At 60.0% G+C, this 25,383-nt stretch carries 20 protein-coding genes and 2 tRNA genes; 15 read left to right on the top strand and 7 right to left on the bottom strand.

Annotation, left to right across the window (positions count from 1 at the left end; genetic code table 11):
- Nucleotides 1–5: 5 nt before the first annotated feature.
- The 4 genes from HH213_RS18165 to HH213_RS18150 form a co-directional block, all read right to left on the bottom strand.
- Nucleotides 6–1,259, bottom strand: coding sequence for a protein-disulfide reductase DsbD family protein (locus tag HH213_RS18165; protein WP_217363449.1), 1,254 nt, complete (start codon nt 1,257–1,259; stop codon nt 6–8).
- Nucleotides 1,256–1,816, bottom strand: a complete 561-nt coding sequence (locus tag HH213_RS18160; protein ID WP_110847015.1) for a peroxiredoxin — start codon at nt 1,814–1,816, stop codon at nt 1,256–1,258. The genes HH213_RS18165 and HH213_RS18160 overlap by 4 nt, the downstream gene beginning before the upstream one ends.
- Before the next feature lie 419 nt (nt 1,817–2,235).
- Nucleotides 2,236–2,601: a hypothetical protein gene (locus HH213_RS18155; protein WP_169113158.1), complete on the bottom strand. Its 366-nt coding sequence runs from the start codon at nt 2,599–2,601 to the stop codon at nt 2,236–2,238.
- Nucleotides 2,602–2,611: 10 nt separating this feature from the next.
- Complete coding sequence (locus HH213_RS18150) at nt 2,612–3,310, bottom strand: hypothetical protein (protein ID WP_169113157.1); 699 nt, start codon at nt 3,308–3,310, stop codon at nt 2,612–2,614.
- A gap of 154 nt (nt 3,311–3,464) precedes the next feature.
- Between HH213_RS18150 and udk the strand changes: the two genes are divergently transcribed.
- From udk to HH213_RS18100, 10 genes are all read left to right on the top strand, one after another.
- Nucleotides 3,465–4,106 carry a uridine kinase gene (gene udk / locus HH213_RS18145; protein WP_110847018.1) on the top strand — a complete coding sequence of 214 codons (642 nt, stop codon included), beginning with the start codon at nt 3,465–3,467 and terminating at the stop codon, nt 4,104–4,106.
- A 253-nt stretch (nt 4,107–4,359) separates the two neighbouring features.
- Entirely contained in the window at nt 4,360–6,816 is a 2,457-nt protein-coding gene (locus tag HH213_RS18140) for a TonB-dependent receptor (protein WP_169113156.1), read from the top strand.
- Nucleotides 6,817–6,841: 25 nt separating this feature from the next.
- Complete coding sequence (locus HH213_RS18135) at nt 6,842–7,879, top strand: LacI family DNA-binding transcriptional regulator (protein ID WP_110847020.1); 1,038 nt, start codon at nt 6,842–6,844, stop codon at nt 7,877–7,879.
- Nucleotides 7,880–7,912: 33 nt separating this feature from the next.
- Nucleotides 7,913–8,668: an SDR family NAD(P)-dependent oxidoreductase gene (locus tag HH213_RS18130; protein ID WP_169113155.1), complete on the top strand. Its 756-nt coding sequence runs from the start codon at nt 7,913–7,915 to the stop codon at nt 8,666–8,668.
- A 19-nt stretch (nt 8,669–8,687) separates the two neighbouring features.
- Nucleotides 8,688–10,682 carry a DUF4962 domain-containing protein gene (locus HH213_RS18125; protein ID WP_169113154.1) on the top strand — a complete coding sequence of 665 codons (1,995 nt, stop codon included), beginning with the start codon at nt 8,688–8,690 and terminating at the stop codon, nt 10,680–10,682.
- 12 nt (nt 10,683–10,694) lie between these two features.
- On the top strand, nt 10,695–11,639 hold the full coding sequence (locus HH213_RS18120) for a sugar kinase (RefSeq protein WP_169113153.1): 945 nt from the start codon (nt 10,695–10,697) through the stop codon (nt 11,637–11,639).
- 35 nt (nt 11,640–11,674) lie between these two features.
- The gene (locus HH213_RS18115) at nt 11,675–12,946 is read left to right on the top strand and encodes an MFS transporter (RefSeq protein ID WP_110847024.1); all 1,272 of its coding nucleotides are present in this window, start codon (nt 11,675–11,677) and stop codon (nt 12,944–12,946) included.
- 13 nt (nt 12,947–12,959) lie between these two features.
- The gene (locus tag HH213_RS18110) at nt 12,960–13,712 is read left to right on the top strand and encodes a GDSL-type esterase/lipase family protein (RefSeq protein WP_169113152.1); all 753 of its coding nucleotides are present in this window, start codon (nt 12,960–12,962) and stop codon (nt 13,710–13,712) included.
- Nucleotides 13,709–14,479: a polysaccharide lyase family 7 protein gene (locus HH213_RS18105; protein WP_169113151.1), complete on the top strand. Its 771-nt coding sequence runs from the start codon at nt 13,709–13,711 to the stop codon at nt 14,477–14,479. The genes HH213_RS18110 and HH213_RS18105 overlap by 4 nt, the downstream gene beginning before the upstream one ends.
- Nucleotides 14,476–15,204, top strand: coding sequence for a ribonuclease activity regulator RraA (locus tag HH213_RS18100; RefSeq protein ID WP_169113150.1), 729 nt, complete (start codon nt 14,476–14,478; stop codon nt 15,202–15,204). The genes HH213_RS18105 and HH213_RS18100 overlap by 4 nt, the downstream gene beginning before the upstream one ends.
- A gap of 412 nt (nt 15,205–15,616) precedes the next feature.
- Here HH213_RS18100 and HH213_RS18095 read toward each other — a convergent pair whose 3' ends face one another.
- The 3 genes from HH213_RS18095 to acs all read right to left on the bottom strand — a co-directional run bounded on the left by HH213_RS18095 (nt 15,617) and on the right by acs (nt 20,643).
- Nucleotides 15,617–16,282, bottom strand: a complete 666-nt coding sequence (locus tag HH213_RS18095) for a hypothetical protein (RefSeq protein ID WP_169113149.1) — start codon at nt 16,280–16,282, stop codon at nt 15,617–15,619.
- A 2,163-nt stretch (nt 16,283–18,445) separates the two neighbouring features.
- Nucleotides 18,446–18,535, bottom strand: a tRNA-Ser gene (locus tag HH213_RS18090).
- Between the two features lie 119 nt (nt 18,536–18,654).
- A complete protein-coding gene (gene acs, locus HH213_RS18085) occupies nt 18,655–20,643 on the bottom strand; it encodes an acetate--CoA ligase (protein ID WP_169113148.1) in 1,989 nt (662 codons plus the stop codon).
- A 208-nt stretch (nt 20,644–20,851) separates the two neighbouring features.
- Here acs and HH213_RS18080 point away from each other — a divergent pair, with 208 nt between their 5' ends.
- The 5 genes from HH213_RS18080 (at nt 20,852) to HH213_RS18060 (ending at nt 24,881) form a co-directional block, all read left to right on the top strand.
- Nucleotides 20,852–21,469: a TIGR00645 family protein gene (locus HH213_RS18080; protein ID WP_169113147.1), complete on the top strand. Its 618-nt coding sequence runs from the start codon at nt 20,852–20,854 to the stop codon at nt 21,467–21,469.
- Between the two features lie 16 nt (nt 21,470–21,485).
- Entirely contained in the window at nt 21,486–23,015 is a 1,530-nt protein-coding gene (locus tag HH213_RS18075; RefSeq protein ID WP_161043769.1) for a fumarate hydratase, read from the top strand.
- Entirely contained in the window at nt 23,015–23,842 is an 828-nt protein-coding gene (gene murI / locus HH213_RS18070) for a glutamate racemase (RefSeq protein WP_169113146.1), read from the top strand. The genes HH213_RS18075 and murI overlap by 1 nt, the downstream gene beginning before the upstream one ends.
- A gap of 107 nt (nt 23,843–23,949) precedes the next feature.
- Nucleotides 23,950–24,025, top strand: a tRNA-His gene (locus tag HH213_RS18065).
- A 280-nt stretch (nt 24,026–24,305) separates the two neighbouring features.
- The gene (locus HH213_RS18060; protein WP_169113145.1) at nt 24,306–24,881 is read left to right on the top strand and encodes a Panacea domain-containing protein; all 576 of its coding nucleotides are present in this window, start codon (nt 24,306–24,308) and stop codon (nt 24,879–24,881) included.
- Nucleotides 24,882–25,383: the final 502 nt, after the last annotated feature.

Raw genomic sequence — 25,383 nt, 5'->3', positions numbered from 1 at the left:
GTTATTTACGACCGTTTTTTTGAGGCGTGCTGCAAGGCGGATATGACGATTTCCGGACTCAGAAGTTGCGGCAGCAGCGTGGGCTCGCCGCCGTCAGCTGGATAGACAACATACACCGGAAGTCCGCCTCGGCCGAACTGATTGATGGCCTGGTCAATATCGGGATTATATTTGGTTGAATCCGCGACCATGTAAATTGTTTCTGTTTGCGCCATGGCTTGCTTCACCGCCGAGGTGGATAACGCTGCCTTGTCATTCACCTGGCAAGTAATGCACCAGGACGCAGTGAAGTTGACGAAGATCGGCTTGCCACTTTTGCGTTGTGCCTCTACCGCCTGCGGCGTCCATGCGATTGGCGCTGCCGACGACATCGGTTTGGACGGGCCAGCGCTGGCGATAGCGCCATCAGCGCTGGTCTTGGGTAAATCGGCCAGAGGCACCGTCAGACCAACCAGCAGCACAATCGAAAAGCCCAGCAGCAACCGGTACGATCGTCCAGCCAGCAGACGCTGTTGCGCCAGTCCATAAATCCAGGCGGCAAAGCCCAGTACGACCGATGAAGCCAGCAACGTTCCCAGCGCGGAGGAACCTGCCTGCTGATCCAGCACCCACGCCAGCCACGCAGCGGCAGCCAGCATCGGGAAAGCCAGCACATGCTTGAGGACTGCCATCCATGCGCCGGGCTTAGGCAAAAGCCGGGCACAGGCAGGCACCAGGGAAATCGCCGTGAACGGCGCGGCAAAGCCGAGCGCGAGCGCCAGGAAAATCGCCATGCCCTCAACCGGCGGACGCACCAACGCCGCGCCGATCGCGCCAGCCATAAACGGCGCCGTGCAAGGCGTGGCAACGATAATGGCCAGCGCACCGGTCAGCGCCGCGCCAAGCGGCCCCGTTTGCGAGGCGCCAACGCCGCCGATGCGTTGCACCGAGAGGCCGACTTCAAATACGCCCATCAGATTCAGCGCCGAACCGAGCATGACGAGTGCCAGCGCCGCAATCAGCACGGGCGACTGCAACTGGAAGCCCCACCCGACCGCCGCCCCGCCAGCACGCGCCATCAGCAGCGCGCCACCGAGCAGCATCATGGTGACGACCACGCCGGCCAGAAACGCCAGGCCATCAATACGCACCGCCCTCGGGTCGCCGGTATGACGGATCACGCCGAACGCTTTCAGTGAAATCACCGGAAAGACGCACGGCATGCAGTTGAGGATCAGTCCGCCCAGAAAGGCGGCCGCAAGGGTGGTCAGCATGGTCATTTGGCGGTCTTATGCCAAGCTTCGACAGCGCTCATCGCTTTCTTGATGTGCAGTTCCGGGTTTGGATCGGTGTAGCTGAGCAGAATTTTGCCGTCCGGCGCAATCACGAACGAGGTGCGTTCGGACAGCGCTTTACCGTCCTTGGTGGTGAACTGGGTGTGATACAGCGCGGCAACCTTGGCGCCCGGATCGGCGGCAACGGCAAATTTGTCGCGGCATTCCAGCTTCGAGAACTCGGCAACGCGGTCGGCATTACCGGCCGTGACGCCGATGACGGTGGCGTTCAATTTACGGAAGTCATCCGTTGCCTCGGCGAACTCATGCGCTTCCAGGGTGCAGCCCTGGGTGAATGCGGCTGGGAAGAAATACAGCACCACAGGACCCTGGCGCAGTGCTTTGCCTAATGCGAACGTAGTCGGCTTGCCGGCCAGCGCCGCATCCAACTGGAAATCCGGGGCTTTCGCGCCTTCAGGCAGCGCCGCCAGCGCATAGGACGCCGAAAGCGCCAGGAAAGTTGAGAGCGTAGCTTGCGCCAGATAGGTCCCGAGACGTGCCATTGTGAACTCCTGTTGATGGATTAGTGACCATGTGATCATGGCCATATCGGAGGTTCGTCAACGGCAGCGGAAAAGTTTCGGTCACAGAAAAATAAATTTGGCTATTCACACCGAATACTGGCAGCGACCAGCTGGTGTCGAACGATCTTCTCGGCAGTTACACACTTCTTTATCATCATCGGAAGCTGATATACCAGCCGAGTCCCGTCTGCTGACTGATAATCACAGTAGAACCCCGATCCGGATATCGTTCTGGACACGTCAAGCTGAGTGAAGTCGCTGCCGCGCCTTGCATAAGAAGCCAGGACAGCCCATTCCAAGCATGGCGACACCTCTTGTGGAATTCAGAGGTCCTATTCTTGAAAATTAAGCAGAGTATGAGTTTGGCCTTGCGCAAAACATAAGCGCTCGGCGACTGATTAGCGTGCCGGCGGCGTCAAAGCCGCTTCCACCTGCCGGCGCGCGGGGCCGCTGCACAGCGCAGCCAATACTACCTCCTGCGAAAGCTCTCCCGCCTTCTGCTGGGCAGCCTCCGATAGCGGCTTGGCTGGTTTGGCCGGCGTGGCGGCCGATGCTGGCGCAGCCTTTTCCCGCGCCTGGCAAGCCGCGACGAATTTCGCCTTTAACTCGGCGCGCGAGCCAAACATATCGTTGAAGACAATCTTCAGGATACGCACCTGTGTTTCGGGCGGCGCGTCGGCCACCGCAGCCACGGCGGACGAGGGATCGCCCGCATGCACCGGCAATGCCAGCATCAACAGCAACCATCCAGCATATTTTTTCACATCAGCTCCTTCAACGCGGCTCGAACGATGTCAGTACCTTGCCATCCGCTGCGGGATTGAATACCAGTCTGTACGCATCGAGCTCCACAACAGTCCTGCCGTCGCGAATGACAGTCGTTATATCTCGGTTAGCGGTGACCACCCTTGCTTGTGAGACGCCAGCTGGCAAAGAATGCCGGATCTCGATGGGCATATCAAGATTGCGTGGCCAATACAGCGGAATGAAGGTGTAGTTATTGCCTTGATAAACAGTCTCGGAAAACGAGTGCGCTTCTTCCAATAAATTATGTTCAGCAAAACCGGTATGCAGGTTCGTCTTGTGTTGCCAAGGCACCATCACGACCACGATGGGATCGATACTGATCAACAAAATCCTGATGGGTGAGAAGTAGCGATCCTCCTTGTAGAAGTTCGTCCCTAACTTCTGCCAGCCTTCCTTTTTTTGAATCGCGACAATCAGTCGCTCGGCCTGCGGACCAACATCTTGGATGGCGTATCTTTTATCCCCTAAAAAATACGCGCTCTCTCCAGTGCTACCCGTCGGGCACATCGCACAACTATGCCGCGTGTATTTAGCCTCCACGAGTTTGCCTTGGGCATACGGCAGCTCTCTGTACCTGTCGTCCGGCTTCCACGACTCCAATGCGGCGCAGGCGGACAAGGCAATCGACAAGCATGCGGCTGCAAGGATATTCAAACGCACGTTCAAAAGCGCTCCCGTAAATAGATGAGGTGACTGCCCCGTGAAAGCATATCAGTTCGGCAATGAAAAGGGCGCAATCATGGTCAGTTCTTCATCATACGGTTCATTGGGGACCGGGCCGGTCTCTGTTAGTTCGGTCGCGGTTCCGGTATCATTCGGCATGAATACGATTTCCTTCCAACCGTTTATTATTGGCGTCGCAGGCGGTAGCGGCAGTGGCAAGTCCACTGTGTCCCAGAAAGTGCTTGCCGCGTTCGGCGCAGACATGGTCTCGGTCGTAATGCAGGACGATTACTACCGCGACCAGACCCACCTCAGCCCTGAAGTGCGTCCCCAGCAGAATTACGACCATCCCCAGGCCTTCGAATGGTCGTTGCTGGTGCAACACATCCAGGCGTTGCGCAATGGCGAAACGATCGAAATGCCGGAGTACGACTTCACGCTGCACAACCGCTCGGACCGTACCATCACCGTCAAACCGGCCCCGGTCATCGTGATCGAAGGCCTGTTTGCGCTGTATGACGCGGACTTGTGCGACATGATGTCGCTGAAGATCTATGTCGACACCGCCTCCGACATCCGCTTCATCCGCCGCATGCAACGAGATATCACCGAACGCGGCCGCTCGGTGGAAAGTGTCGTCGGCCAGTACCTGGAAACGGTGCGTCCGATGCACAAGCAATTCATCGAACCAACCAAGCGCAATGCCGACATCATCATTCCGCACGGCGCCAATGGCCCGGCAGTGGATATGATTACCACCAAAGTAGCCAGCGTTATCGGGCAGTTGAAACGGTCCTGATTTCGTTCATGTAAAAATGCAAAGAGCCGCCTCCGTGCGGCTCTTGTCTATTGGCGAGCACAAAAAACTGTTGACATCGTCACTCGTTGGTTTATGCTTACTGCATCGTTACAGTAAATCGATACAGTAAACCGATTCAGCCATACCCGGATTTTCGCCGTACGTTTCACCGCTATATTTTTTTCCCGATTTACTGTATCGATACAGTAAATCGTTGCAGTTCCAAGATGATAAATATAAGATAACGGAGACTATGATGACTGGACCAATTACGCCCGGCGCGTTGCGCCGCCGCCCCTCTTTCCGGCTGACGCCGCTCGCCTCCGCCGTGGCGCTGAGCCTGCTGGGCGCCCTGCCCGCGCATGCCCAGCAATCCGGCGATTCTGCACCAGTAGCGCCCGCCGCCGACCAGCTGAAGCTGGAATCGGTGGTGGTGACCGCCAACCGCCGCGTAGAAAAACTGGAAGACGTGCCGGCCTCGATCTCGGTACTGAGCGAAGAAGCCATGCAGCGCAACAACGTGCGCGAACTGGTGGACATCATCAATCTGTCGCCGGCGCTGTCGGTCTCGGTCGGCACCCAGGTCGGCACCAACAGCATCAATATGCGCGGCATCGGCACCACGTCGAACAACCTCGGCATCGAGGGCGACGTCGCCATCCTGGTCGACGACATCCCCTACGCCCAGACCCAGCAGGCGTTCAAGGACATGACCGACATGGCCCGCGTCGAAGTATTGAAAGGCCCGCAAAGCACGCTGTTCGGTAAGAGCGCGATCGCCGGCGCCGTGGTCATGACCACCAAGCCGATCGGCGCCGGCCCGATGCAGACCCGCGTCAGCGTCTACGACACCAGCGACCACGAATACCGCGTCGCCGCCTCGCTCAGCGGCCGCCTGACCGACACCTTCGGCATGCGTCTGTACGCCAGCAAGACCAACTTCCCCGGCATGCTGCACAACCTGACCAACGACAGCATGCAGAACGGCTCCGGCGCCAAGACCTTTATGGCCAAGCTGCAATGGAAACTGTCGAACGACCTGGACGTGCTGATCACGCCGCGCTTCGACCATTCGCTGGCCACCGGCAACACTGCCGCCATCACCTCGATTGGCGACGGCGTCGGCTACCTGTACAACAAGAACTACACGGCGCTGTCCAATACCGCCGTGCTGCGCGGCATTCACGTCAGCCAGTGGAACCGCGAGATCCGCAACGACTCGCCGACCGGCCTGGAAGCGACCGACCGTGCGCTGGGTGTGCGCGTCAACTACGCCTTCCCGGAGAGCTCGCCGCTGGCCGGCCATTCGCTGACCTCGATCACGTCGGTGGACAACAACCTGTCCAACGACTTCCGCGACAACGACAACATCGACCTGATCTCCACCTACTACCAGGTCAACGCCGCCGGCAAGCCATCGGGCATCGCCGAGTCGCCGATGATTAACGGCACGCTCGAGAGCAAGACCTCGACCCAGGAATTCCGCCTGACGTCGCCGGACAGCGGCAACTTCCGCTACCTGGTCGGCCTGTGGGCGGCGCGTAACACGCTGTACCGCACCTATTTGCGCGGCAATGCCTTCGTCAAGGAAACCAACTACACCAACTACGACACCAACTCGGGCAGCCTGACGCACGCGATCTACGCCAACACCAACTGGGATTTCGCGCCGAAGCAAAGCCTGAGCGCCGGCCTGCGCTACAACCACGAGGCCAACGACTACTCGTTCCACACCATCGACAGCCTGTCGTCGACTGCTGCCAACAACGTACACACCGGCGAGAACCTGTACGTGGCGCCGCAGAACAAGGAAAACGCCGTCACCGGCAAGGTCGGCTACACCTATCACCTGAACGACGAGATGATGGTGTACGGCACCGCCTCCACCGGCCACAAAGGCGTGGCCTACGACATGACCAGCGGCGCCAACAACGTCAACGTATTCGCCCACCTGCCGCTGGCGCCGGAAAAAGCCACCAGCTTCGAGGCCGGCTTCAAGGCCAACCTGTGGAACAACCGCGCGACCTTGAACGCGGCGATCTTCCAGACCCGCTTCCGCGACTACCAGACCTCGGCCACCGAACGCTTCACCGACGGCAGCCAGGCCAGCGTGCTGTACAGCATTCCATCGCTGCAGACGCGCGGCTTCGAGGCTGACGCCACCGTGCTGGCCACCCGTGCGCTGCTGGTCAACGCCAGCATGGCCTACACCCGCGCCGTGGTGCGCGACTGGACCCAGGGCCCGTGCTACAGCGGCGCCACCGACTGCACCATTCCCAACCAGCTGGTACCCGGCTCCTTCCTGCGCGACGCCAGCGGCGGCATGATGCCGAACGCGCCGAAATGGAAAGCCAGCATGGGCGGCGAATACACGCTGCCGGCGGTGTCGTGGATGCCGTACGTGGCGGCGATCAACGCCCAGTGGCGCACCCAGGCCAAGGTGCAGGGCGCGATCAGCCAGGACCCGTCGTTGCAGCGGCCCGGCTATGGCATCTTCGACCTCGGCGCCTCGATCAAGGACGCCAAGGGTAAATATAAATTGTCGTTCGGCGTCAAAAACCTGTTCGACCACCATTATGCTGTCGGCAACGTCGGCTCCTTCCTGAACTTCAAGAAGGCCACCGGCGGTTCCGATATCAGATCTTACGGCTGGCAACCCGCCCGCGACGCGTTCCGTTACACCTCGATCCGGCTGGACGTGGCGTTCTGAGCGCATAACACTCAACAAGGAAATCATGAGCGAACCAAAAATTCAGGATGTAGCGAGACTGGCCGGCGTATCGACCACCAGCATCTCGAATTTTCTGAACAACCGCATGGAGCAGATGCGGCCCGACACCCAGCGCAAGATCCAGCAGGCGATCGAACAGCTGGGCTACCGGCCCAACAACGCCGCCCGCCAGCTGAAAACGGGTGTGGCTTCCATGGTGGGACTGCTGGTGCCGTCGCTGGCCAATCAGTTCTTCGGTTCGCTGGCTTGCGCGGTGGAGACGGCCGCCGCGCGCCACCACTGCCACGTGATGACCTTCAGCACCTTCCGCGATCCGGAGCGGGAACGTGCCGTGATGGCCGACCTGCTGGCCTATGGCGCGCAGGGCATCATCACCGGCTCGGCGCTGAACGACACCGACCACCTGGTGGCGATGACGGCGCGCTGCCCGGTGGTGGCGTTCGACATCAAGCGTTCCGATGACAGCCACGAGCGCATCACCACCATCTCGGTCGACAACGTGGCGGCCACCACCAAGGCGGTGGAACACCTGGTGGCGCTGGGCCACCGTGCCATCGCGCTGGTAACGCCGCCGCCGTTCACGCTGAACCGCCAGGACCGCGTGAAGGGCTTCCAGCAGGCGACGGCGGCGGCCGGTGTCAGCGGCGAGCTGGTCATCGCCGACGCCACCGATGCACCGACCGACCTGCACGGCGACACCCAGCTGTTCGAGCTGGGCCGCAGCGCGGCGGCGCGCCTGCTGTCGGCCGCCAGCAAGCCCACGGCCGCCATCGCCATCAACGACATGATGGCAATCGGCATCGGCATCGGCCTCAAGCAACTGGGCAAGCGGCTGCCGCAGGATTTCTCGCTGATCGGCATCGACGATATTTTCTTCTCCGCCGCCAACGACCCGCCGCTGACCACGCTACGCCAGCCGATCCAGGCCATGGCCGACGCGGCGGTGCAACGCATCCTCGCGCCGAACACGGCGACGGCGGGCGGCGAGCTGTTTGCGCCGGAACTGATCGTACGGGCGTCCACCGCGGCGCCACCCAAGTAGTCCACTCAACCTTTTACCTGAAAGAACATAGCCATGGAACTTATCGGAAAACGTGCACTTGTGATGGGCGGCGCCTCGGGCATCGGCAAAGCCAGCTCGCTGGCACTGGCGCAGGCCGGCGCCGACGTCGTACTGACCTACTGGAGCAGCGCCGACGAAGCGGCGGACGTGGTGGCGCAGATCCGCGCGCTCGGCCGCAACGCCCAGGCCATCAAGGCCGACCTGACCGATGACAAGATCGCCGAACAGGTGTTCGCCGAAGCGGAAGGCGCCATCGGCGAGATCGACATCCTGTTCGCCAACATCGGCGGCCTGATCCAGCGCTGCCGCGTGTCGGAAATGCCGCTGACCTTGTGGAACGAGGCGCTGAACCTCAACCTCACCACCACTTTCCTGATCAGCCAGGCGGCGCTGAAGCGCATGGAGCCGCGCGGCCGTGGCGCCATCATCACCATGTCGTCGCTGGCGGCGTTCGACGGCGGCGGCCCGGGTTCGGCGCACTATGCGGCCTCCAAGGCGGCGATTGCTACCTTCACCCGCGCGCTGGCCAAGGAAGTCGGCCCGCTGGGCATCCGCGTCAACGGCGTCTCGCCGGGGTTGATCGCCACCCGCTTCCACGACACCTTCAACACGCCAGCCAACCGCCAGGCCATTGCCGAACGCACACCGGCGCGCCGCGAAGGCATGCCGGAAGACGTCGCTAACGTGGTGGTGTTCCTTGCCTCCGAACGCGCCGCCTTCCTGGCCGGCGAAATCATCCAGGTCAACGGCGGCCTCGGCCTCTACTGATTCCCTTCCGGAGCCATCGATGAATCACACCTTCACACGGCGCCGTTTCCTTGGCGCTGCGGCCCTCTCCTTGCCCGCGTTTTCGCTGACCAGTGCGCTGGCGCAGGATGCGCGCGAGTCGCTGGGCACCATGCAGGGCAAAGTGACTGGCGGTCCGCATCCGCTGGAAACGCTGATGCAAGCGCACCCGGCCGCACTGCGCGCCGAACTGCGCGGCGTGCACCCGCGCGTCTACACCACCAAGGCCGGCCTGGATGACCTGCGCCAGCGCGCCAAGGGCAGCCAGCGCGCCGAATGGCAAAAGGGCCTTGCCGGCCTGATCGCCATGCGCGAAGCGCCAGCCGCCGCGCCGGCGCAGAAACGCCGCGCGCAGAACAACACCGCCATCGGCATCATCGGCGCGGCGCTGGCCTACCAGATCGAAGGCGACACCAAATACCTGGAAGCGGCCAAGCGCTACATGGACGCAGCGGTCAGCTATGAAGTCTGGGGCTACACCTTCAGCAAGCCGGACATCGACCTCGCCGCCGGCCATCTGCTGTACGGTCTGGGCGCCGGCTACGACCTGCTGTACGACGCGCTGACCGAGGAAGAACGCAAGCGCTACCGCGACAAGCTGATTCGCCAGGCCGGCATCCTGGCCAGGCACTTTTCGCCGAAGCCGGGCAAGTCGTACTCGTACAGCCAGAACCACTGCTTCATCCCGATCGCCGGCCTGGCCGTTGCGGCGTATGCGGTGTGGGACGACACCCCGGAGGCGGCACAGTGGGCGGCGCTGTCACGCGCCATCTTCACGCGCGTGCTGGAAGTCGCGTCGCCGGACGGCTACTTCTACGAAGGCGTGGAATACTGGATCTTCTCCATGCCATGGATCATCCACGCGCTGGACGCCTTCGCCCACGCCGCCGGCGACGACTTGTACGACACGCCGGCGCTGAGCAAGGCGCACCTGTACATCGCCCACTCGATCACGCCGAACGGCCAGGACATTTACGACTTCGGCGATGCCTTCGAAGGCCCGATTACGCGTTCGCGCGTCGGCGAAGAGCCGGCACGCACGCACCCGGGCAGCAAGCTCAACTCCAACTACAACCTGCTGTACCGCCTGGCGGCGCGCTTCAAGAATCCGGAAGCGCAAGGCGTGGCCGACTGGATGGCTTCCCTGGGCCACGTCTGCGCGGAAGATTTCTGGACCCTGCTGTGGCGCGATCCAGCGCTGAAATCGTCGCCGATGTCGGCCATGACGCCGCACCACCATTTCGAAGACCTCGGCACCGTCTACTGGCGCAGCGACTGGACGCCGAAGGCCACCGCCTTCGCCTTCCGCGCCGGTCCGCCGGAAGGCCACCACGTGGCGCACGTGCTCGACAAGCTGCCAGACTGGCACCTGGAAATGGGCCACTCGCATCCCGACGCGGGCAGCTTCATCCTGTTCGGCGGCGGCAGTTACCTGACCGGCCCGATGGGCTACGCCGGCATCCCGAAAAGCAACCTGAGCAACACGCTGCTGATCGATGACCAGGGCCAGGCCAACGAAGGCGGCGGCCACGACGCCTTCCGCGACTATCCGTACGCACGGCTGGACAGCATCCGCATCGCCAGCGCCAAACTGGAGCGTGACCGCGCCGACATCGTCGCCGACCTGGCCGGCGCTTACCGCCCGGAACTGGGCGTGGAAAAGCTGCAGCGCCGCTTCAGCTACGCACGCGGCGTGTGGACCGTGACCGATACCCTCAGCGCCAGCAAGCCGGTGATACTGACGGCGCAGGTACACGGCGACCGCGCCATCACGCAGACCGGCGCGCACAGCTTCGTCGTGCCCGGCCAGCCGGCATCGCTGAAAGTGGATGTCGCCACCGCCGGCGTCAAAGCCATCATCGCCCCGGGCATCGTGGTGGCGGCAGGCCCGCCGGGCAACGTCGACAAGGGACCGAAGGAAGAACGCGGCTCCGTGTTGCGCTTGTCCCTGCCGGCAAGCAAGGCCGCCACGCTGACCACCACACTGAAGTTCTAAGGAGCCTCACGCATGCAGATACCTGATGTAGTCACCATGGGCGAAGCGATGGCCTTGATGATCGCCCGTCAGCCCGGCTTGCTGGAGGAGGTGAGCGAATTCGAACGCGCCACCGCTGGCGCCGAGCTGAACGTGGCGGTGGGACTGAGCCGGCTAGGTTTTAAGGTCGGCTACATCAGCAGCCTGGGGCAGGATAGCCTGGGCCGGCATTTGCGCTCGTTCATGATGGCCGAGGGCCTGGACCTGCGTAATCTGCGCACGGACGAGCGCTACCCCACCGGCTTCATGCTCAAGCAGATGGTGGCCGACGGCAGCGATCCGCAGGTGGAGTATTTCCGGCGCGGTTCGGCCGCCAGCCATTTGTCGCTGGACGATCTGCCGGCGGCGGGGAGCGAATTCCAGCAGGCGCGTCTGCTTCACCTGACGGGTATTTCGCCGGCTCTGTCGACCGGCTGCGGCGAGCTGGCGCTGGCATTGGCGCGGCAGGCGCGCGCGGAGGGGCGGCTGGTCAGCTTCGATCCCAACCTGCGGCCGCGCCTGTGGCCGTCGCGGGAGGAGATGATAGCCAGTATTAATGCGCTGGCCAGCCAGGCGGACGTGGTGATGCCCGGACTGGCCGAAGGACAGCTGCTGACCGGCTGCCACAACGCCGCCGGCATCGCCGACTGGTATCTGGCGCGCGGCGCGCGTCACGTGGTGGTCAAGTTGGGGCCGCGCGGCGCCTATGCCGCCAGCGCCGACGGTGGCAGCTGCATCATTCCCGGCTTGCCGGTGCGCGAAGTGGTGGACACGGTCGGCGCCGGCGACGGCTTCGCGGTCGGGGTCATCAGCGGCCTGCTCGACGGCCTGCCGCTCAGCGAGGCGGCCGCGCGCGGCAACGCCATCGGCGCGCGCGTGGTGCAGTTCCGCGGCGACTGCGAAGGCCTGCCCACCCGCGCACAACTGGCTTCCGCCTGACACGCCTGCCCCACAAAAATAACGGAGACAAAGGCATGAAAACAATCAAAGGTTTGCGCTGGCTGGTGATCACACTGGTGGCCATCGCCACCATCATCAACTACATCGACCGCTCGGCGCTGGCGGTGATGTGGCCGGGCATCGCGGCCGATCTGGGCATGGACAAGCGCGACTACGCCAACATCATCACCGTGTTCCTGATCGGCTACGCGGTCGGCCAGTCGCTGTTCGGCAAACTGTTCGACGCGCTCGGTACGCGCATCGGCTTCCTGCTATCGATCGTGGTCTGGTCCGGCGCCATCGCCCTGCACTTCGTGGCGCGCTCGGCGCTGTCGTTCAGCCTGTTCAGGATCATGCTGGGCGTCGGCGAAGCCGGCAACTGGCCCGGCGCCACCAAGGCCATCGCCGAATGGTTTCCGGTGCGCGAGCGCGCGCTGGGGCAAGGTATCTTCGGCGCCGGCGCCTCGCTCGGCTCGGTCATCGCGCCGCCGCTGGTGGCTTTCCTGTATGCCTACGTGGGCTGGAAGACCACCTTCATCCTCATCGGCGGCCTGGGCTTCATCTGGATCGTGCCATGGCTGATCGTCTACAAATCCGGCCCCGGCACGCATCCGTGGATCAGCGAAGAAGAGCGCCAGTACATTCTGCACGGCCAGCAGCAAACGGTGCAGACAGTGCAGAACGAATACGTGCCCACGCTGGGCCAGTTGCTGCGCCATCGCCAGAGCTGGAGCGTGATCGCGGCGCGCTTCTTCATCGATCCGGTGTGGTGGCTGTTCGTCAGCTGGCTGCCGCTGTACCTCAATGAAAAATTCCACTTCGACGTCAAGCAGATCGGCATGTTCGCCTGGGTGCCGTACGTTGGCGCGGCGGCTGGCGCGCTGTCCGGCGGCTGGCTGTGCGGCAGCCTGCTGGAACGCGGCTGGTCGGTCGACCGCGCCCGCAAGCTGGTGATCGCCATCGGCCTGCTGCTGATGCTGCCTGCCCTGCTGCTCAGCGCCGCCGCGCAGACGCCGCTGCTGGCCGTGCTGGCCATCGGCGTGATCCTGTTTGGCTTCCAGGCTGCCATCACCAACATCCAGACCCTGCCCAGCGACTTCTTCTCCGGCAAAACCGTCGGCACGCTGGCCGGACTAAGCGGTACGTCGGCGGTGCTAGGCGTGATCATCTGCATGCAGCTGGTGCCGGAACTGACCACCGGCGGCAACTACACCCCGTTCTTCATCCTTGGCGCGCTGCTGCTGCCATTGGTATTTGTGTCAATCTGGCTGGGCGGCGCCGTGGTGCGCGTGCAGCCGAATAACTAAACAGGAGACCACCATGAATTTCTATAAAAGCCTGCTGCTGGCGCTGCTGCTGACCAGTAGCCAATTCACCGCCTACGCCGCCGGTCCCAAGCTCAGCGCCTCGGAAGCGTTCGAGAAAAAGGACGACGGCACCTTCCTCAAAAAGCATGAAGCCATTCTCGCGCGCGGCAAAAGCGGCCCGGTCGGCCTGCTGTTCCTTGGCGACTCCATCACCGAGCGCTGGAAGATTGCCCCGCATATCTGGGACGCCTACTACGGCAAATATCAGCCAGCCAACTTCGGCATCGGCGGCGACCGCACGCAGAACGTCATCTGGCGCATCGAGCACGGCGAGCTGGACGGCATCTCGCCCAAGGTTACGGTGCTGATGCTCGGCACCAATAACAGCCTCGACTACACGGCCGAGGAAATCGCCGCCGCCGACCGCAAGATCGTCGAGATGATCCGCGCCAAGCTGCCGCAGACGAAGATTCTGCTGCTGGGCATATTCCCACGCGGACCGCGCGATCCGAAAGGCGCGCCGGTGACCGAGGCTGGCGTCGCCGAAGCGGCCAAACGCATGCAGACCATCGACGCCGTCAACCAGGACCTGGCCAAGCTCGATGACGGCAAGACCATCCGCTTCCTCAACATCAACCACGTGTTCCTCGGCCAGGACGGCCGCATCCCAAACACCATCATGCCCGACCAGTTGCACCCCGGCGCCGCCGGCTACCAGCTGTGGGCCGACGCCATGCAACCCACCCTGGAAGGAATGCTGAAATGAGAACCGCCCTCCACGCCGCCGCCCTGTCGCTGCTGGCCACGATAGCGCTGCCCGCCGCCGCGCAAAGCTACACGCCGCAGGCCGCGCTGCAAAAACTGTTCGCGGTGGAAGGCAACTCGCCCTATCCATCGCCATACGTCGGCACGCTGAACTTCAGCGCGCTGACGTCGAAATACGATTCCGGCCACGGCCACGGCTACCGCAACGAAATCAAGGTCACCGACAAGCAGCGCCTCAGCGCCGCGCAAACGCACGAACACTTCGCCGCGCGCGTGACGCCAACGCTGCCCGCCGGCGCCAAGACCATCGTCGCCCAATATCATGTGGAAGGACTGGACACCATCCTCAAGGTCTACGTGCAGGACACGGCCGACAAACAGGGACTGGACGGCAAGGCCGGCAACGGCGTGTTCGACATCCTGGTGCGCATCCTCGGCACCGATGGCAAGGAAGCGACCACCGCGCTGGGCACCGTGCATTCGGGTGAAGGCTTCGACCTGGACATCGTCTTCAACGCCGGCGAAGCGCTGGTCACGGCGCGCACCGCGAGCGGAGGCGAATTGAAAACGCCGCTCACCCGCATCAAGGCGGACGACCGCCAGATCTACTTCAAGTTCGGCGACTACCTGCAGGCGCTCGATCCGGACACCGGCAAGCACACCACCGTCGCCGCCAAGTGGGACGAATACTACCGCCTGAACCACATCGACAGCAGCCTGGTCAGCTTCAGCCACACCATCTTTGAACGCACCGGAGTACAGCCATGACCATCACCGTATCGGCCGAAACGCTGGCGATCCTGAAAACCATCGCCACCTCGACATTGACCACACTGCTGTTCAAGCGGGGTTTCCGTAACGTCTTCCTCCAGGGCGCGCGACCGCTGAAGACAGGCCAGCGCATGGCGGGTCCGGCCTTCACGCTGCGCTACATCCCGGCGCGCGAAGACCTCGACGGCATCGACGCCTTCCTGGACCCGCGCCATCCGCAGCGGGTGGCGGTGGAGGAAATCCCGCCCGGCGCAGTGCTGGTGATGGATTGCCGGGGCGACGTGTCGGTGGCCTCGGCCGGCAGCATCCTGGCCACGCGCATGCAGGTGCGCGGCGTGGCCGGCATCGTCACCGACGGCGGCCTGCGCGACGCCAGCGGAATCGCCAAGCTGGAGATTCCGGCCTGGTGCTCCGGCCCCTCAGCACCGACCAACCTGATCCGCCACCATGCTTTGGACATAAACGCCCCCATCGGCTGCGGCGACGTACCGGTCTATCCCGGCGACATCATGGTCGGCGACGACGACGGCGTGGTCTGCATTCCCGCCCACCTGGCCGAGGAAATTGCCCGCGACGCGGTGCCGATGGAACGCTACGAAGACTTCGTACTGGAACAGGTGCGCGGCGGCGCCAGCATCATCGGCCTGTACCCGCTGACCAAGCCGGAAAACCGTGCGCTGTTTGAGGCTTGGCTGGCGACCACGGTGCCAATGGCAGGCTGAATCAATAAACGGTATCGCAAGGGTCGCCGGCCTAGTGGTGAGGAAGCGACCGGCGCCAACGCCGAGATTAGGAAAGAATACGCTCGGTAACTGGGAAAGATGGCGGTGGGATTTATCTTGACTAGGAGCCGCGTAGTTCAACAACATGGCGCAACGCGGGAAAACTAAAAAGCCACTGTAACAGACATTAAAGCGGCTTGGGATTTTTGATTTAGAGACAATTTATATTACGAAAGCGCCACGTATTCTAGTTGAAATTTCTCAAACCAAGATACCCTCAATTATAAACCGCTTACTTAATAATTATTTAAAATAAAAAATGATACTAAGCATTGAACAGCACAGTCCGCCATTGCCCCAAATCGGACCGTCGCCATTTTTACGGAACGCGCCCCAACGCGAGAGTCCATATTCATCCGGGACAACATATATAGTGCAGTCCATTGGACAACGTCTTTGTCGGCTTTATGCCTCGGGTCGCCAAGACTAGAAGCTGTTCGTTATTGACGATGTTATTCCTGAAGAGCCCTCTAATTGCACCTTCGTGAATGGATGATAACCAAGCCAAATGCTCATGCCCCACCCTGATAGAGATTGAACCAAAAATGCTTTTTTTAATTCTTGCTTCGGTATTTATCGAATGACCATCGGCAATCTCAATATCAAATCCAGACGCAGCATTTAAAGGCCCGAGGATGGGCTCCACAAATTGCAAGAAATCAACCAAGTAACTTTCTGAGGCATACCAAAGCACCAACTCTGTATAGGACAACGCCGCTATGTGTGCTCCTAACAGCAAATTAAATCCAAATTGGCCGTTGTTTTCTGCACTCAAGGCGTAGTATTTTTCGTGTCCTATTTTTTTAAGTTTGTTCTGAAAGACGCGATACCCAACGGAGCTACCCTTTCTGATGCCATACGGTCCACTAATATCGAATTCCTCGGGCAATGCACCGAAGGTCTCCTGCAGTGCGCTTAGGATACGTGACAGCAGCAGTTCCCGGTTCTCAGGCTCACCAATGGAATATAGCTTAATAGCCGTAATCTTCGGCAGGCGGTTTCTCTTGAGAAATCTCATTTAGTTCAGTTTCAAGGAAAATAAAGCCCAGCGCTTCAAGAAAGTCTGGTGTTGGCCGAACTTGGGAGCCTAAACTCAGCGCTCAAGACAGTTCGCTATTCTCAGAGCTTGGCGGCATTATTGTAACCGCGCCAGTATCGTTCGACATGCCACAACGTAATTCACCTAATGCAACGCGGATACCGTCAATGACGGGTTCACACTGGTCCGAGTTGAATTTCGCCTATCGAATTTCCCCCGCGGCAGGCCAAGTCTGCCTTTGCCCACCGATAGCGCCGCCCACCTCGTTGCTCATAGCCGCCACTGTCGGCTTCTGGCCGGTATCGACTATTAACAGCATTGTTCTCCAACAGCGCTTGGATCATTGTCCAATATGTGTCGGTGCAAGAACTGCGCAGTTGCGCTGTGATGCTCCTCAAAATCCAAACGTCGCTCAATCGCCCATTCTTTTCCACCATCTTGTGCTAGCACTTCATCTCTACTTAGGTAGCGGTCATCATCAACCTTCCAGCGCCAGAATGGCGAGTCTTTTGGATCTGACACACGAGTAATAATATTCTCTTTGTCTGAGTACAAATGTAGAGTAACCCAGCAATTACGGTCGTCATCAGCGAACCAAGATCCAGAGCCAAGCATTAACCAAACATGGGGCCCGCTAGAGCAATGCTCCATATGAGTTACAGTGAAATTAACAAAATTCTCTTCCCCATAATGAAGCGTCCCAATATATACAGGTACGGGTTGCTCGCAACCACAAGGGCATACTCTCATTTCAAGCTCTATTGGTTCTATGCACATTCTCTTCTCAATCTAGTTTCATCCGTTTGCTTGTGGGAGATAACAGCTAGTTTAATATGGTTCGGCCGGTACTAGCCGGCTCTTCGCTTGACCCCAGCAATATTGAAGCCACCCATCCAACTCTGTATGTTGTTTTTTCAAAATCCTTTCAGCCATAGCTTCCACGAAACCATCCGGACAAGTGCCATTAATTAGTTGCGATAGACACGCGCTAATAGTATGCTGAATTTCGTTCACTCGCCGAAGTTGCTGTGGATGCTCAAGATTGTCTGTGCCGACTTCATAACTGTTGCGGCCTGCGACAGTTAATTCAAAGCTCAGCCTCGCTAGAAAGCGAAGTTGACTCTCAAATGGCAGCCGACCAATCCATGCTGCCTCTTCAGGAATTATATACATAGAATATAAAGCTTTAATCAATCGTCCGTTCGTGGCCGTCAGGAGAATTTCGATTCATAACTGCCGGGTTTCCTGCTGTTCAATTCTCTGAAGCGGCCTATAATCTCGGCTCGAGGTAGCGGAATCCCTTGTGCTAGATTCTCAATGTATGGAATAAGCCACAATAATTTCGTGATTTCAAAGTGCTCGCGCCACTTTTGATCCAAGGCTTCAGTCGCGGCTACGGCGCAACCTACCGAGCCGAACCCCACGCCCTCGCTAAAAGCTATGGGATGTCGAACTGCATCAAAGCAAATATCAATATCATATGCCCAGGGGTACTTTGCCGAGTGTGCTAGCGACTTGGTACCGTGGCCAAGATTAAAATAAACTGCCATAGGTTATCAAAAAGATTTACATCATAAGGTCATAGGTCAAACTAGACATGATCGCAAGGTCCGGTTCTCGCCGAAGGCCGCCTTCAGGGGGTTCCAACGCAAGCACGTTCGGCACACGTAAACTTAATACGGCATTCGACTCGTTAACTATTGCATGCAAAGACGAAACACCGACTGCTTGAACCACTGCCTTTATCCCCACACATTGCCGAAGTTCCATTCGTTCTGCCATAAATCTGGTCTTCCACATTGAACTCGACTGAACCCGGCAATAATCGCGCGTTACGGCTGTCTCTAGCTTATAAAGCATACCATCTTGCTAAGAAAGAAAATGCGCGGATTTCCACACGGGAGTATGGGGCGCGCAGACTTGGGGATTATTGTGAGAAATGATGCTTTAAGGAATTTGCGCTTCGCGCTGCGCCTCCGGCGCGCCACCGCGCAGCGGTGGCAGATGGACGATTCGAAGCGGCTCGCCCCGGTAGGGGCGATGCCTTCGAATCCCCCGCGCAGAGCCCGCAGGGGCTCTGCTTCTCTCCGCCACGCACAAAACAAAAAAGCCACCCGAGGGTGGCTTTTTGCTTTGTGTCTTTGGCGGAGAGAGGGGGATTCGAACCCCCGATAGGTTTGACCCTATACACGCTTTCCAGGCGTGCGACTTCAACCACTCATCCACCTCTCCTGCATTTCCCAAACCACGGGAAGCGCCGAATTATAGCAAAGATTCCAGCGAGTACCAACATTATTTGCCGGTACGTCATCACACCAACTGGGATTCCCGCCTGCGCGGGAATGACGCGGTTACGAGGTCTCTTTCAGCTGTTCCAAAATTGCCGGATTCTCCAGCGTCGACACATCCTGCGTGATGGTCTCGCCCTTGGCCAGCACGCGCAGCAGGCGACGCATGATCTTGCCCGAACGCGTCTTCGGCAGGTTGTCGCCGAATCGAATCTCCTTCGGCTTGGCGATCGGACCAATTTCCTTGGCCACCCAGTTGCGCAACTCCAGCGCCAGCTTCTTGGCCTCGTCGCCCGTCGGACGCGCCTGCTTCAGCACGACGAACGCGCAGATCGATTCGCCCGTCGTGTCGTCCGGCTTGCCGACCACCGCCGCCTCCGCCACCAGCGGATTGGCCACCAGCGCCGATTCAATCTCCATCGTGCCCATGCGGTGACCCGACACGTTCAGCACGTCATCGATACGGCCGGTGATGGTGAAGTAGCCGGTGTCTTTGTTGCGGATCGCGCCATCGCCCGCCAGGTACATTTTGCCGCCCAGCTCTTCAGGGAAGTACGAGGTCTTGAAGCGCTCCGGATTGTTCCAGATGGTGCGGATCATCGACGGCCACGGACGTTTCACGACCAGGATACCGCCCTGCCCGTTCGGCACGTCCACGCCCGCCTCGTCAACAATCGCCGCCATGATGCCCGGCAGCGGCAAGGTGCACGAACCCGGCACCATTGGCGTTGCGCCCGGCAGCGGGGTGATCATGTGGCCGCCGGTTTCGGTCTGCCAGAAGGTGTCGACGATCGGGCAACGCTCGCCGCCCACCTGCGTGTAGTACCACATCCACGCTTCCGGATTGATCGGCTCGCCCACCGTGCCCAGCAGGCGCAGCGACGACAGGTCGTAGTTTTTCGGATGTACTTTCGGGTCCACGTCCGAGGCTTTGATCAGCGAACGGATCGCGGTCGGCGCGGTGTAGAAGATGTTGACCTTGTGCTTGGCCACGGTTTCCCAGAAGCGGCCGGCGTTCGGATAGGTCGGCACGCCTTCAAACACCACTTGCGTGGCGCCGACTGCGGTCGGGCCGTAGGCGATGTAGCTGTGGCCGGTCACCCAGCCGATGTCGGCGGTGCACCAATAGACGTCGGACGGTTTCAGGTCGAACGACCATTTCATCGTCAGCGCCGCCCACAACAGGTAGCCGCCGCTCGAATGCTGCACGCCTTTTGGCGTGCCGGTCGAGCCTGACGTATAAAGGATGAACAGCGGATGCTCGGCTTCCACCCACTCCGGCTCGCATACTGCCGACTGGCCTTCGACCAGGTCGTGCAGCCACAGGTCGCGGCCTTCTTTGAACGCGATGGCGCCGCCGGTGCGTTTGTAGACGATCACGTCTTTGATGGTGTCGCAGCCGCCCAGTGCCAGCGCTTCGTCAACGATGGCTTTCAGCGGCAGGTGTTTGCCGCCGCGCAGTTGTTCGTCGGCGGTGATGACGGCCACGGCGCCGGCGTCGATGATGCGCTCCTGCAGCGATTTGGCCGAGAAGCCGCCAAACACCACCGAGTGGGTGGCGCCGATGCGCGCGCAGGCTTGCATCGCGGCCACGCCTTCGACCGACATCGACATGTAAATGATGACGCGGTCGCCCTTCTTGATGCCGCGCGACTTCAGGCCGTTGGCGAATTTGCAGACTTTTTCGTGCAGTTCTTTATACGTTACGTGCGTCGCCTGGCCGTCGTCCGCTTCGAAGATGATGGCGGTCTTGTCGGCGTTGCCGTTCGTCAGGTTGCGGTCGAGGCAGTTGTACGAGACGTTGAGCTTGCCGTCTTCAAACCATTTGTAGAACGGCGCGTTGTCTTCGTTGAGGGTTTTGGTGAACGGCGTTTGCCAGTCCAGATGTTCTTTCGCCAGGCGCGACCAGAAGCCTTCGTAGTCGGCTTCGGCTTCCGCGCACAGCGCGTTGTAGGCATCCATGCCGGACACGGCAGCTTGTGCTGCAAACGCCGCCGGTGGCGCGAAGACGCGGGATTCCTGTGGACCTTGTTGGGTGGTAGTGCTGCTCATGGTGTCTCCAAATGTTGTAATCGTTTGCTTAGCAACATAAACGGTATCGCTTACTGCGCCCTTACAGCCTGCTCATCCCCGGCGGAGGATGGTGTGCCGGACAATTTTACCAATAATTCAACGCAGCGATCGGATGCGGTCGCTCGACAGCGCGTGTAAAATGTCGGCAATCTTCATAGTCTGCACCATTTCCAGGAGTTTTGCCGTAATGACCGATCCTAAGCAGAAGCTGCGTCCGCTGCCCGCTTTTATTTTCATGACCCGCTGGCTGCAACTGCCGCTGTACCTGGGCTTGATTCTGGCGCAGTGCGTCTACGTGTTCCACTTCTGGGTTGAGTTGAAGGACCTGATCGGCGCAGCGATGGGCAATGCTTCGTCGCTGCAGCACATTCTGGAAGCGGTCGCGGTGCACGCGCCAGTGGCCGCCGACGGCGCCGCCGCCGTGGCGCCGGCGAACAAGCTGACCGAGACCACCATCATGCTGGTGGTGCTGGGCCTGATCGACGTGGTGATGATTTCCAACCTGCTGGTGATGGTGATCATCGGCGGCTACGAGACGTTTATCTCGCGCATGAATCTGGACACCCATCCAGACCAGCCGGAGTGGCTGTCGCATGTCAACGCTTCCGTGCTCAAGACCAAACTGGCGATGGCGATCATCGGCATTTCGTCGATCCATCTGCTCAAGACTTTTATCAACGCCAGCGTCTACGATGAAAAGACGCTGATCGCACAAACGGTGATCCACGTGGTGTTCCTGCTGTCCGCACTGGCCATCTCCTACACCGACCGCATCACTACGATGACGCACAACGAATCCCATTAACCCCCGCGAGAACATCATGACCATCATAAAGCAAGAAGACCTGATCGAATCCGTTGCCGCCGCGCTGCAGTACATCAGCTACTACCATCCAGCCGATTACATCGAGCACCTGGCCCGCGCCTACGAGCACGAGCAAAGCCCGGCCGCGAAAGACGCCATCGCGCAGATCCTGACCAACTCGCGCATGTGCGCCGAGGGCAAGCGTCCAATCTGCCAGGACACCGGCATCGTCAACGTCTTCCTGAAGATCGGCATGGGTGTGCGCTTTGAAGGCTTCACCGGCACCGTCACCGACGCCGTCAACGAAGGCGTGCGCCGCGCGTACAACTTCGACGACAACAAGCTGCGCGCGTCAATCGTGGCCGACCCGCACTTCGACCGCAAGAACACCAAGGACAACACGCCGGCCGTGGTCCACATGGAACTGGTCGAAGGCGATACCGTCGATGTCAAGGTCGCAGCCAAGGGCGGCGGCTCGGAAAACAAGTCGAAGATGATCATGATGAATCCGTCCGATTCGCTGATCGACTGGGTACTGAAAACCGTGCCGACCATGGGCGCCGGCTGGTGCCCGCCAGGTATGCTGGGTATCGGCATCGGCGGCACCGCCGAGAAGGCCATGCTGATGGCCAAGGAAGTGCTGATGGAAGATATCGACATGTTCGAGCTGAAGCAGCGCGGCCCGCAGAACAAGCTGGAAGAACTGCGCATCGAACTGTGCGACAAGATCAATGCGCTGGGCATCGGCGCGCAAGGCCTGGGCGGCCTGACTACCGTGCTGGACGTGAAGATCATGATGCATCCGACCCACGCGGCTTCCAAGCCGGTGGCGATGATCCCGAACTGCGCCGCCACCCGCCACGGTCACTTCGTGCTGGACGGCTCCGGTCCTGCCTACATGACGCCGCCACCGCTGTCGACCTGGCCGGACGTGTCGTGGGCGCCGGATACCGAGAAATCGAAACGCGTTGACCTGAACACGCTGACCAAGGAAGAAGTCGCCTCGTGGACGCCAGGCCAGACCTTGCTGTTGAACGGCAAAATGCTGACCGGCCGCGACGCCGCGCACAAGCGCATCCAGGACATGCTGGCCAAGGGCGAAGAACTGCCGGTGGACTTCAAGAACCGCGTGATCTATTACGTCGGCCCGGTCGATCCGGTGCGTGATGAAGTGGTCGGCCCAGCCGGCCCAACCACCGCCACCCGCATGGACAAGTTCACCGACATGATGCTGGAGAAAACCGGCCTGATCGCGATGATCGGCAAGGCCGAGCGCGGCCCTGCGGCGATCGAGTCGATCAAGAAGCACAAGTCGGCCTACCTGATGGCGGTGGGCGGTTCGGCTTACCTGGTGTCGAAAGCGATCAAGCAATCGAAAGTGCTGGGCTTTGCCGACATGGGCATGGAAGCGATCTACGAGTTCGACGTGGTCGACATGCCGGTCACCGTGGCCGTCGATTCGCAAGGCACGTCGGTGCACAACACCGGCCCGGCGGAATGGAAGACCCGCATCGAGCAGCTCAACGTGCCTGTTGTGACTGCCTGATGCACATCGCCCGCTCTCCCGGCTCCCCGATTGGGGTTTTTGATTCCGGCGTGGGCGGGCTGTCGGTGCTGCGCCACATCCGCGCGCAGCTGCCGCATGAAGATCTGATGTACTTCGCCGACTCCGGCCACGCACCGTATGGCGACAAGACCGAGCAGTATGTGGTCGAGCGCGCGCTGGCGGTGACGGACTTCCTGTTGTCGCACGGCGCCAAGGCGCTGGTGGTGGCCTGCAATACGGCCACCGTGGCCGCCATCAAGGCGGTGCGCGCCAAATATCCCGAGTTGCCGGTGGTGGGCGTGGAGCCGGGGCTGAAGCCGGCCGCTGCCGCCACACGCAATGGCAAGGTGGGCGTGCTGGCGACGGCGCGCACGCTCAAGGGCGACAAGTTCGTGCAACTGCGCGAGCAGATCAGCGCCGCCACGCAGGCCGAGTTCCTGTTGCAGCCGGCGGTGGGACTGGTCGATGAGATCGAAAAAGGCGATCTGGCCGCACCGGCCATCGCCGCCATGCTGGAACACTACGTGGCGCCGCTGCTGGACCAGGGTGCCGATACGCTGGTGCTCGGCTGCACCCACTACCCGTTCGTCCGCGCCGGCATCGAACGCGTGCTGCGCGATCACGCGCGCGGCGACGTGGTGCTGATCGATACCGGTGACGCCGTGGCGCGCCAGCTGGGCCGGCTGCTGGATGCGTCCGGCTTGCCGCATAGTGCGGATGGCGTCGCCACATTGCGCGGCTATACCACCGGCGATGCGGCTGCCCTGGCGCAGGCATTTGCCGACTTGCTGGACCTCAAGCCGGCGGTGGAAAAGGTTGATGTTTAGGTCATCATTAAGTTTCGAAAATTAAATTTGCAGGAATCGAAACTGGCTTGTATAATTCTGGCTCGTTGTTCAGCAGTAGTTGAACAGCGAGTAGTAGTAAGACAGTGGTGGCTGTAGCTCAGTTGGTAGAGTCCAGGATTGTGATTCCTGTTGTCGTGGGTTCGAGCCCCATCAGCCACCCCAAATTCCTTTTAGGAATCAGCGTGTTACGTACGCTAAAAATTTGCGATTGACGAATTTTCCGACTCAACTTGGGATTTTCCGATAGAGTGGAACTAAAAGCTGCCTCGGGCGGCTTTTTTTTCGTCGACCCGTGCATTGGCATACAGATGCACTCAGCTCTGGCTCCTACACTTGTGATCAAGCATCGTTGCCACCATCTAGATTGTTGCCGTTCAGCACAAAAGTAACTTTTGTTGTACTGTTTGCTCGACACGCGTCCCAATTTCGCTATACTTAAGTTATGAAAACTTCAATCTCACGCTCTCGACTGAAGAATGCCATCGTGTTCTTTTCAAAGAATACAGAGGCATGCGGGAAGATTAAGCTTTTCAAATTGCTCTACATGATGGATTTTGAGCACTTCAAGCAGACTGGCAAGAGCGTCACCGGGCTAGATTACGAGGCTTGGAAGTTCGGCCCAGTCCCAGCGGAACTCATGCGCGAATGGAAAACTTTGCGCGACGATCTCTCAGAAGCAATTGAAATCATACGGGAGCCTCAGTATGACTATGTACGTGAAACAGTACATGTTCGTGACGGGGTAGAGTTTGACGACGAAGATTTCACCCCCCGTCAACTGAAGATTTTGGACGCGCTCTGCAACCAGTATCTCGCCAATAAATCACAAAAAATGATTGACATTACTCACGAGCAGAACGGCGCTTGGGACAAGATCTGGGCGGATGGTGCTGGCGATCATCAAACGATACCCTATGAATTGGCCATTCCTGAAGGCGCAGCTAATCGGGAATTGATTCTTGAATCTGCTCGAGAATCGCGCGGCGCAGCCATCCCACCTGCAGAGGGCGGTTATTGATGCCGGCGCCAGGCGAAGTCTGGCAGCATGTAGCCTATTACGCCGACGCTGCAACCGGCCAACCGCTGACCAAGCATTTATTAGTTCTGGCAATTAGGCCAGATGGGGACATTGTTTATCGGCTACTTACAAGTCAACAATATAACCGACCCAGCGTGCCAGCTTGCACTCAAGATGGAGATCGTCCAGGCTATTACTTGGGCATCCCACAGCCCGGCGGAATTTTATGGAAAGAAACTTGGCTCGACCTTCGAGAAATGGAGGAGGACTATGATGCCCTCGCGTTCTCAAAAAAAGCAGCTACAGGCCAGCTCTCCCATATACACACCTTCTCCTCTGGTGAACTGTGTCCGGCGCTGCAATGTGCCGCCTACGCCCAAGATACGACCTCCGCGCAAAAGCGTCATATCATGCAAACTCGGGCTGACCTTGCCTGCACGTGAAGCAACAAGCACGATAGCGCAGACAACTCTCTTACGTTAAATCATCGGGCAAAATTCGC

Origin of the sequence: Duganella dendranthematis (assembly GCF_012849375.1) — a bacterium.
Classification (GTDB): domain Bacteria; phylum Pseudomonadota; class Gammaproteobacteria; order Burkholderiales; family Burkholderiaceae_D; genus Rugamonas; species Rugamonas dendranthematis.
This window is presented reverse-complemented; position numbering and strand designations above follow the sequence as displayed.

Coding starts and splice junctions, on each gene's coding strand:
- HH213_RS18140 (WP_169113156.1), top strand. CDS start 4,360: ATGATGACTGGACCAATTACGCCCGGCGCGTTGCGCCGCCGCCCCTCT.
- HH213_RS18160 (WP_110847015.1), bottom strand. CDS start 1,816: ATGGCACGTCTCGGGACCTATCTGGCGCAAGCTACGCTCTCAACTTTC.
- HH213_RS18115 (WP_110847024.1), top strand. CDS start 11,675: ATGAAAACAATCAAAGGTTTGCGCTGGCTGGTGATCACACTGGTGGCC.
- udk (WP_110847018.1), top strand. CDS start 3,465: ATGAATACGATTTCCTTCCAACCGTTTATTATTGGCGTCGCAGGCGGT.
- acs (WP_169113148.1), bottom strand. CDS start 20,643: ATGAGCAGCACTACCACCCAACAAGGTCCACAGGAATCCCGCGTCTTC.
- HH213_RS18130 (WP_169113155.1), top strand. CDS start 7,913: ATGGAACTTATCGGAAAACGTGCACTTGTGATGGGCGGCGCCTCGGGC.
- HH213_RS18100 (WP_169113150.1), top strand. CDS start 14,476: ATGACCATCACCGTATCGGCCGAAACGCTGGCGATCCTGAAAACCATC.
- murI (WP_169113146.1), top strand. CDS start 23,015: ATGCACATCGCCCGCTCTCCCGGCTCCCCGATTGGGGTTTTTGATTCC.
- HH213_RS18060 (WP_169113145.1), top strand. CDS start 24,306: ATGAAAACTTCAATCTCACGCTCTCGACTGAAGAATGCCATCGTGTTC.
- HH213_RS18165 (WP_217363449.1), bottom strand. CDS start 1,259: ATGACCATGCTGACCACCCTTGCGGCCGCCTTTCTGGGCGGACTGATC.
- HH213_RS18110 (WP_169113152.1), top strand. CDS start 12,960: ATGAATTTCTATAAAAGCCTGCTGCTGGCGCTGCTGCTGACCAGTAGC.
- HH213_RS18120 (WP_169113153.1), top strand. CDS start 10,695: ATGCAGATACCTGATGTAGTCACCATGGGCGAAGCGATGGCCTTGATG.
- HH213_RS18105 (WP_169113151.1), top strand. CDS start 13,709: ATGAGAACCGCCCTCCACGCCGCCGCCCTGTCGCTGCTGGCCACGATA.
- HH213_RS18135 (WP_110847020.1), top strand. CDS start 6,842: ATGAGCGAACCAAAAATTCAGGATGTAGCGAGACTGGCCGGCGTATCG.
- HH213_RS18080 (WP_169113147.1), top strand. CDS start 20,852: ATGACCGATCCTAAGCAGAAGCTGCGTCCGCTGCCCGCTTTTATTTTC.
- HH213_RS18125 (WP_169113154.1), top strand. CDS start 8,688: ATGAATCACACCTTCACACGGCGCCGTTTCCTTGGCGCTGCGGCCCTC.
- HH213_RS18095 (WP_169113149.1), bottom strand. CDS start 16,282: ATGAGATTTCTCAAGAGAAACCGCCTGCCGAAGATTACGGCTATTAAG.
- HH213_RS18075 (WP_161043769.1), top strand. CDS start 21,486: ATGACCATCATAAAGCAAGAAGACCTGATCGAATCCGTTGCCGCCGCG.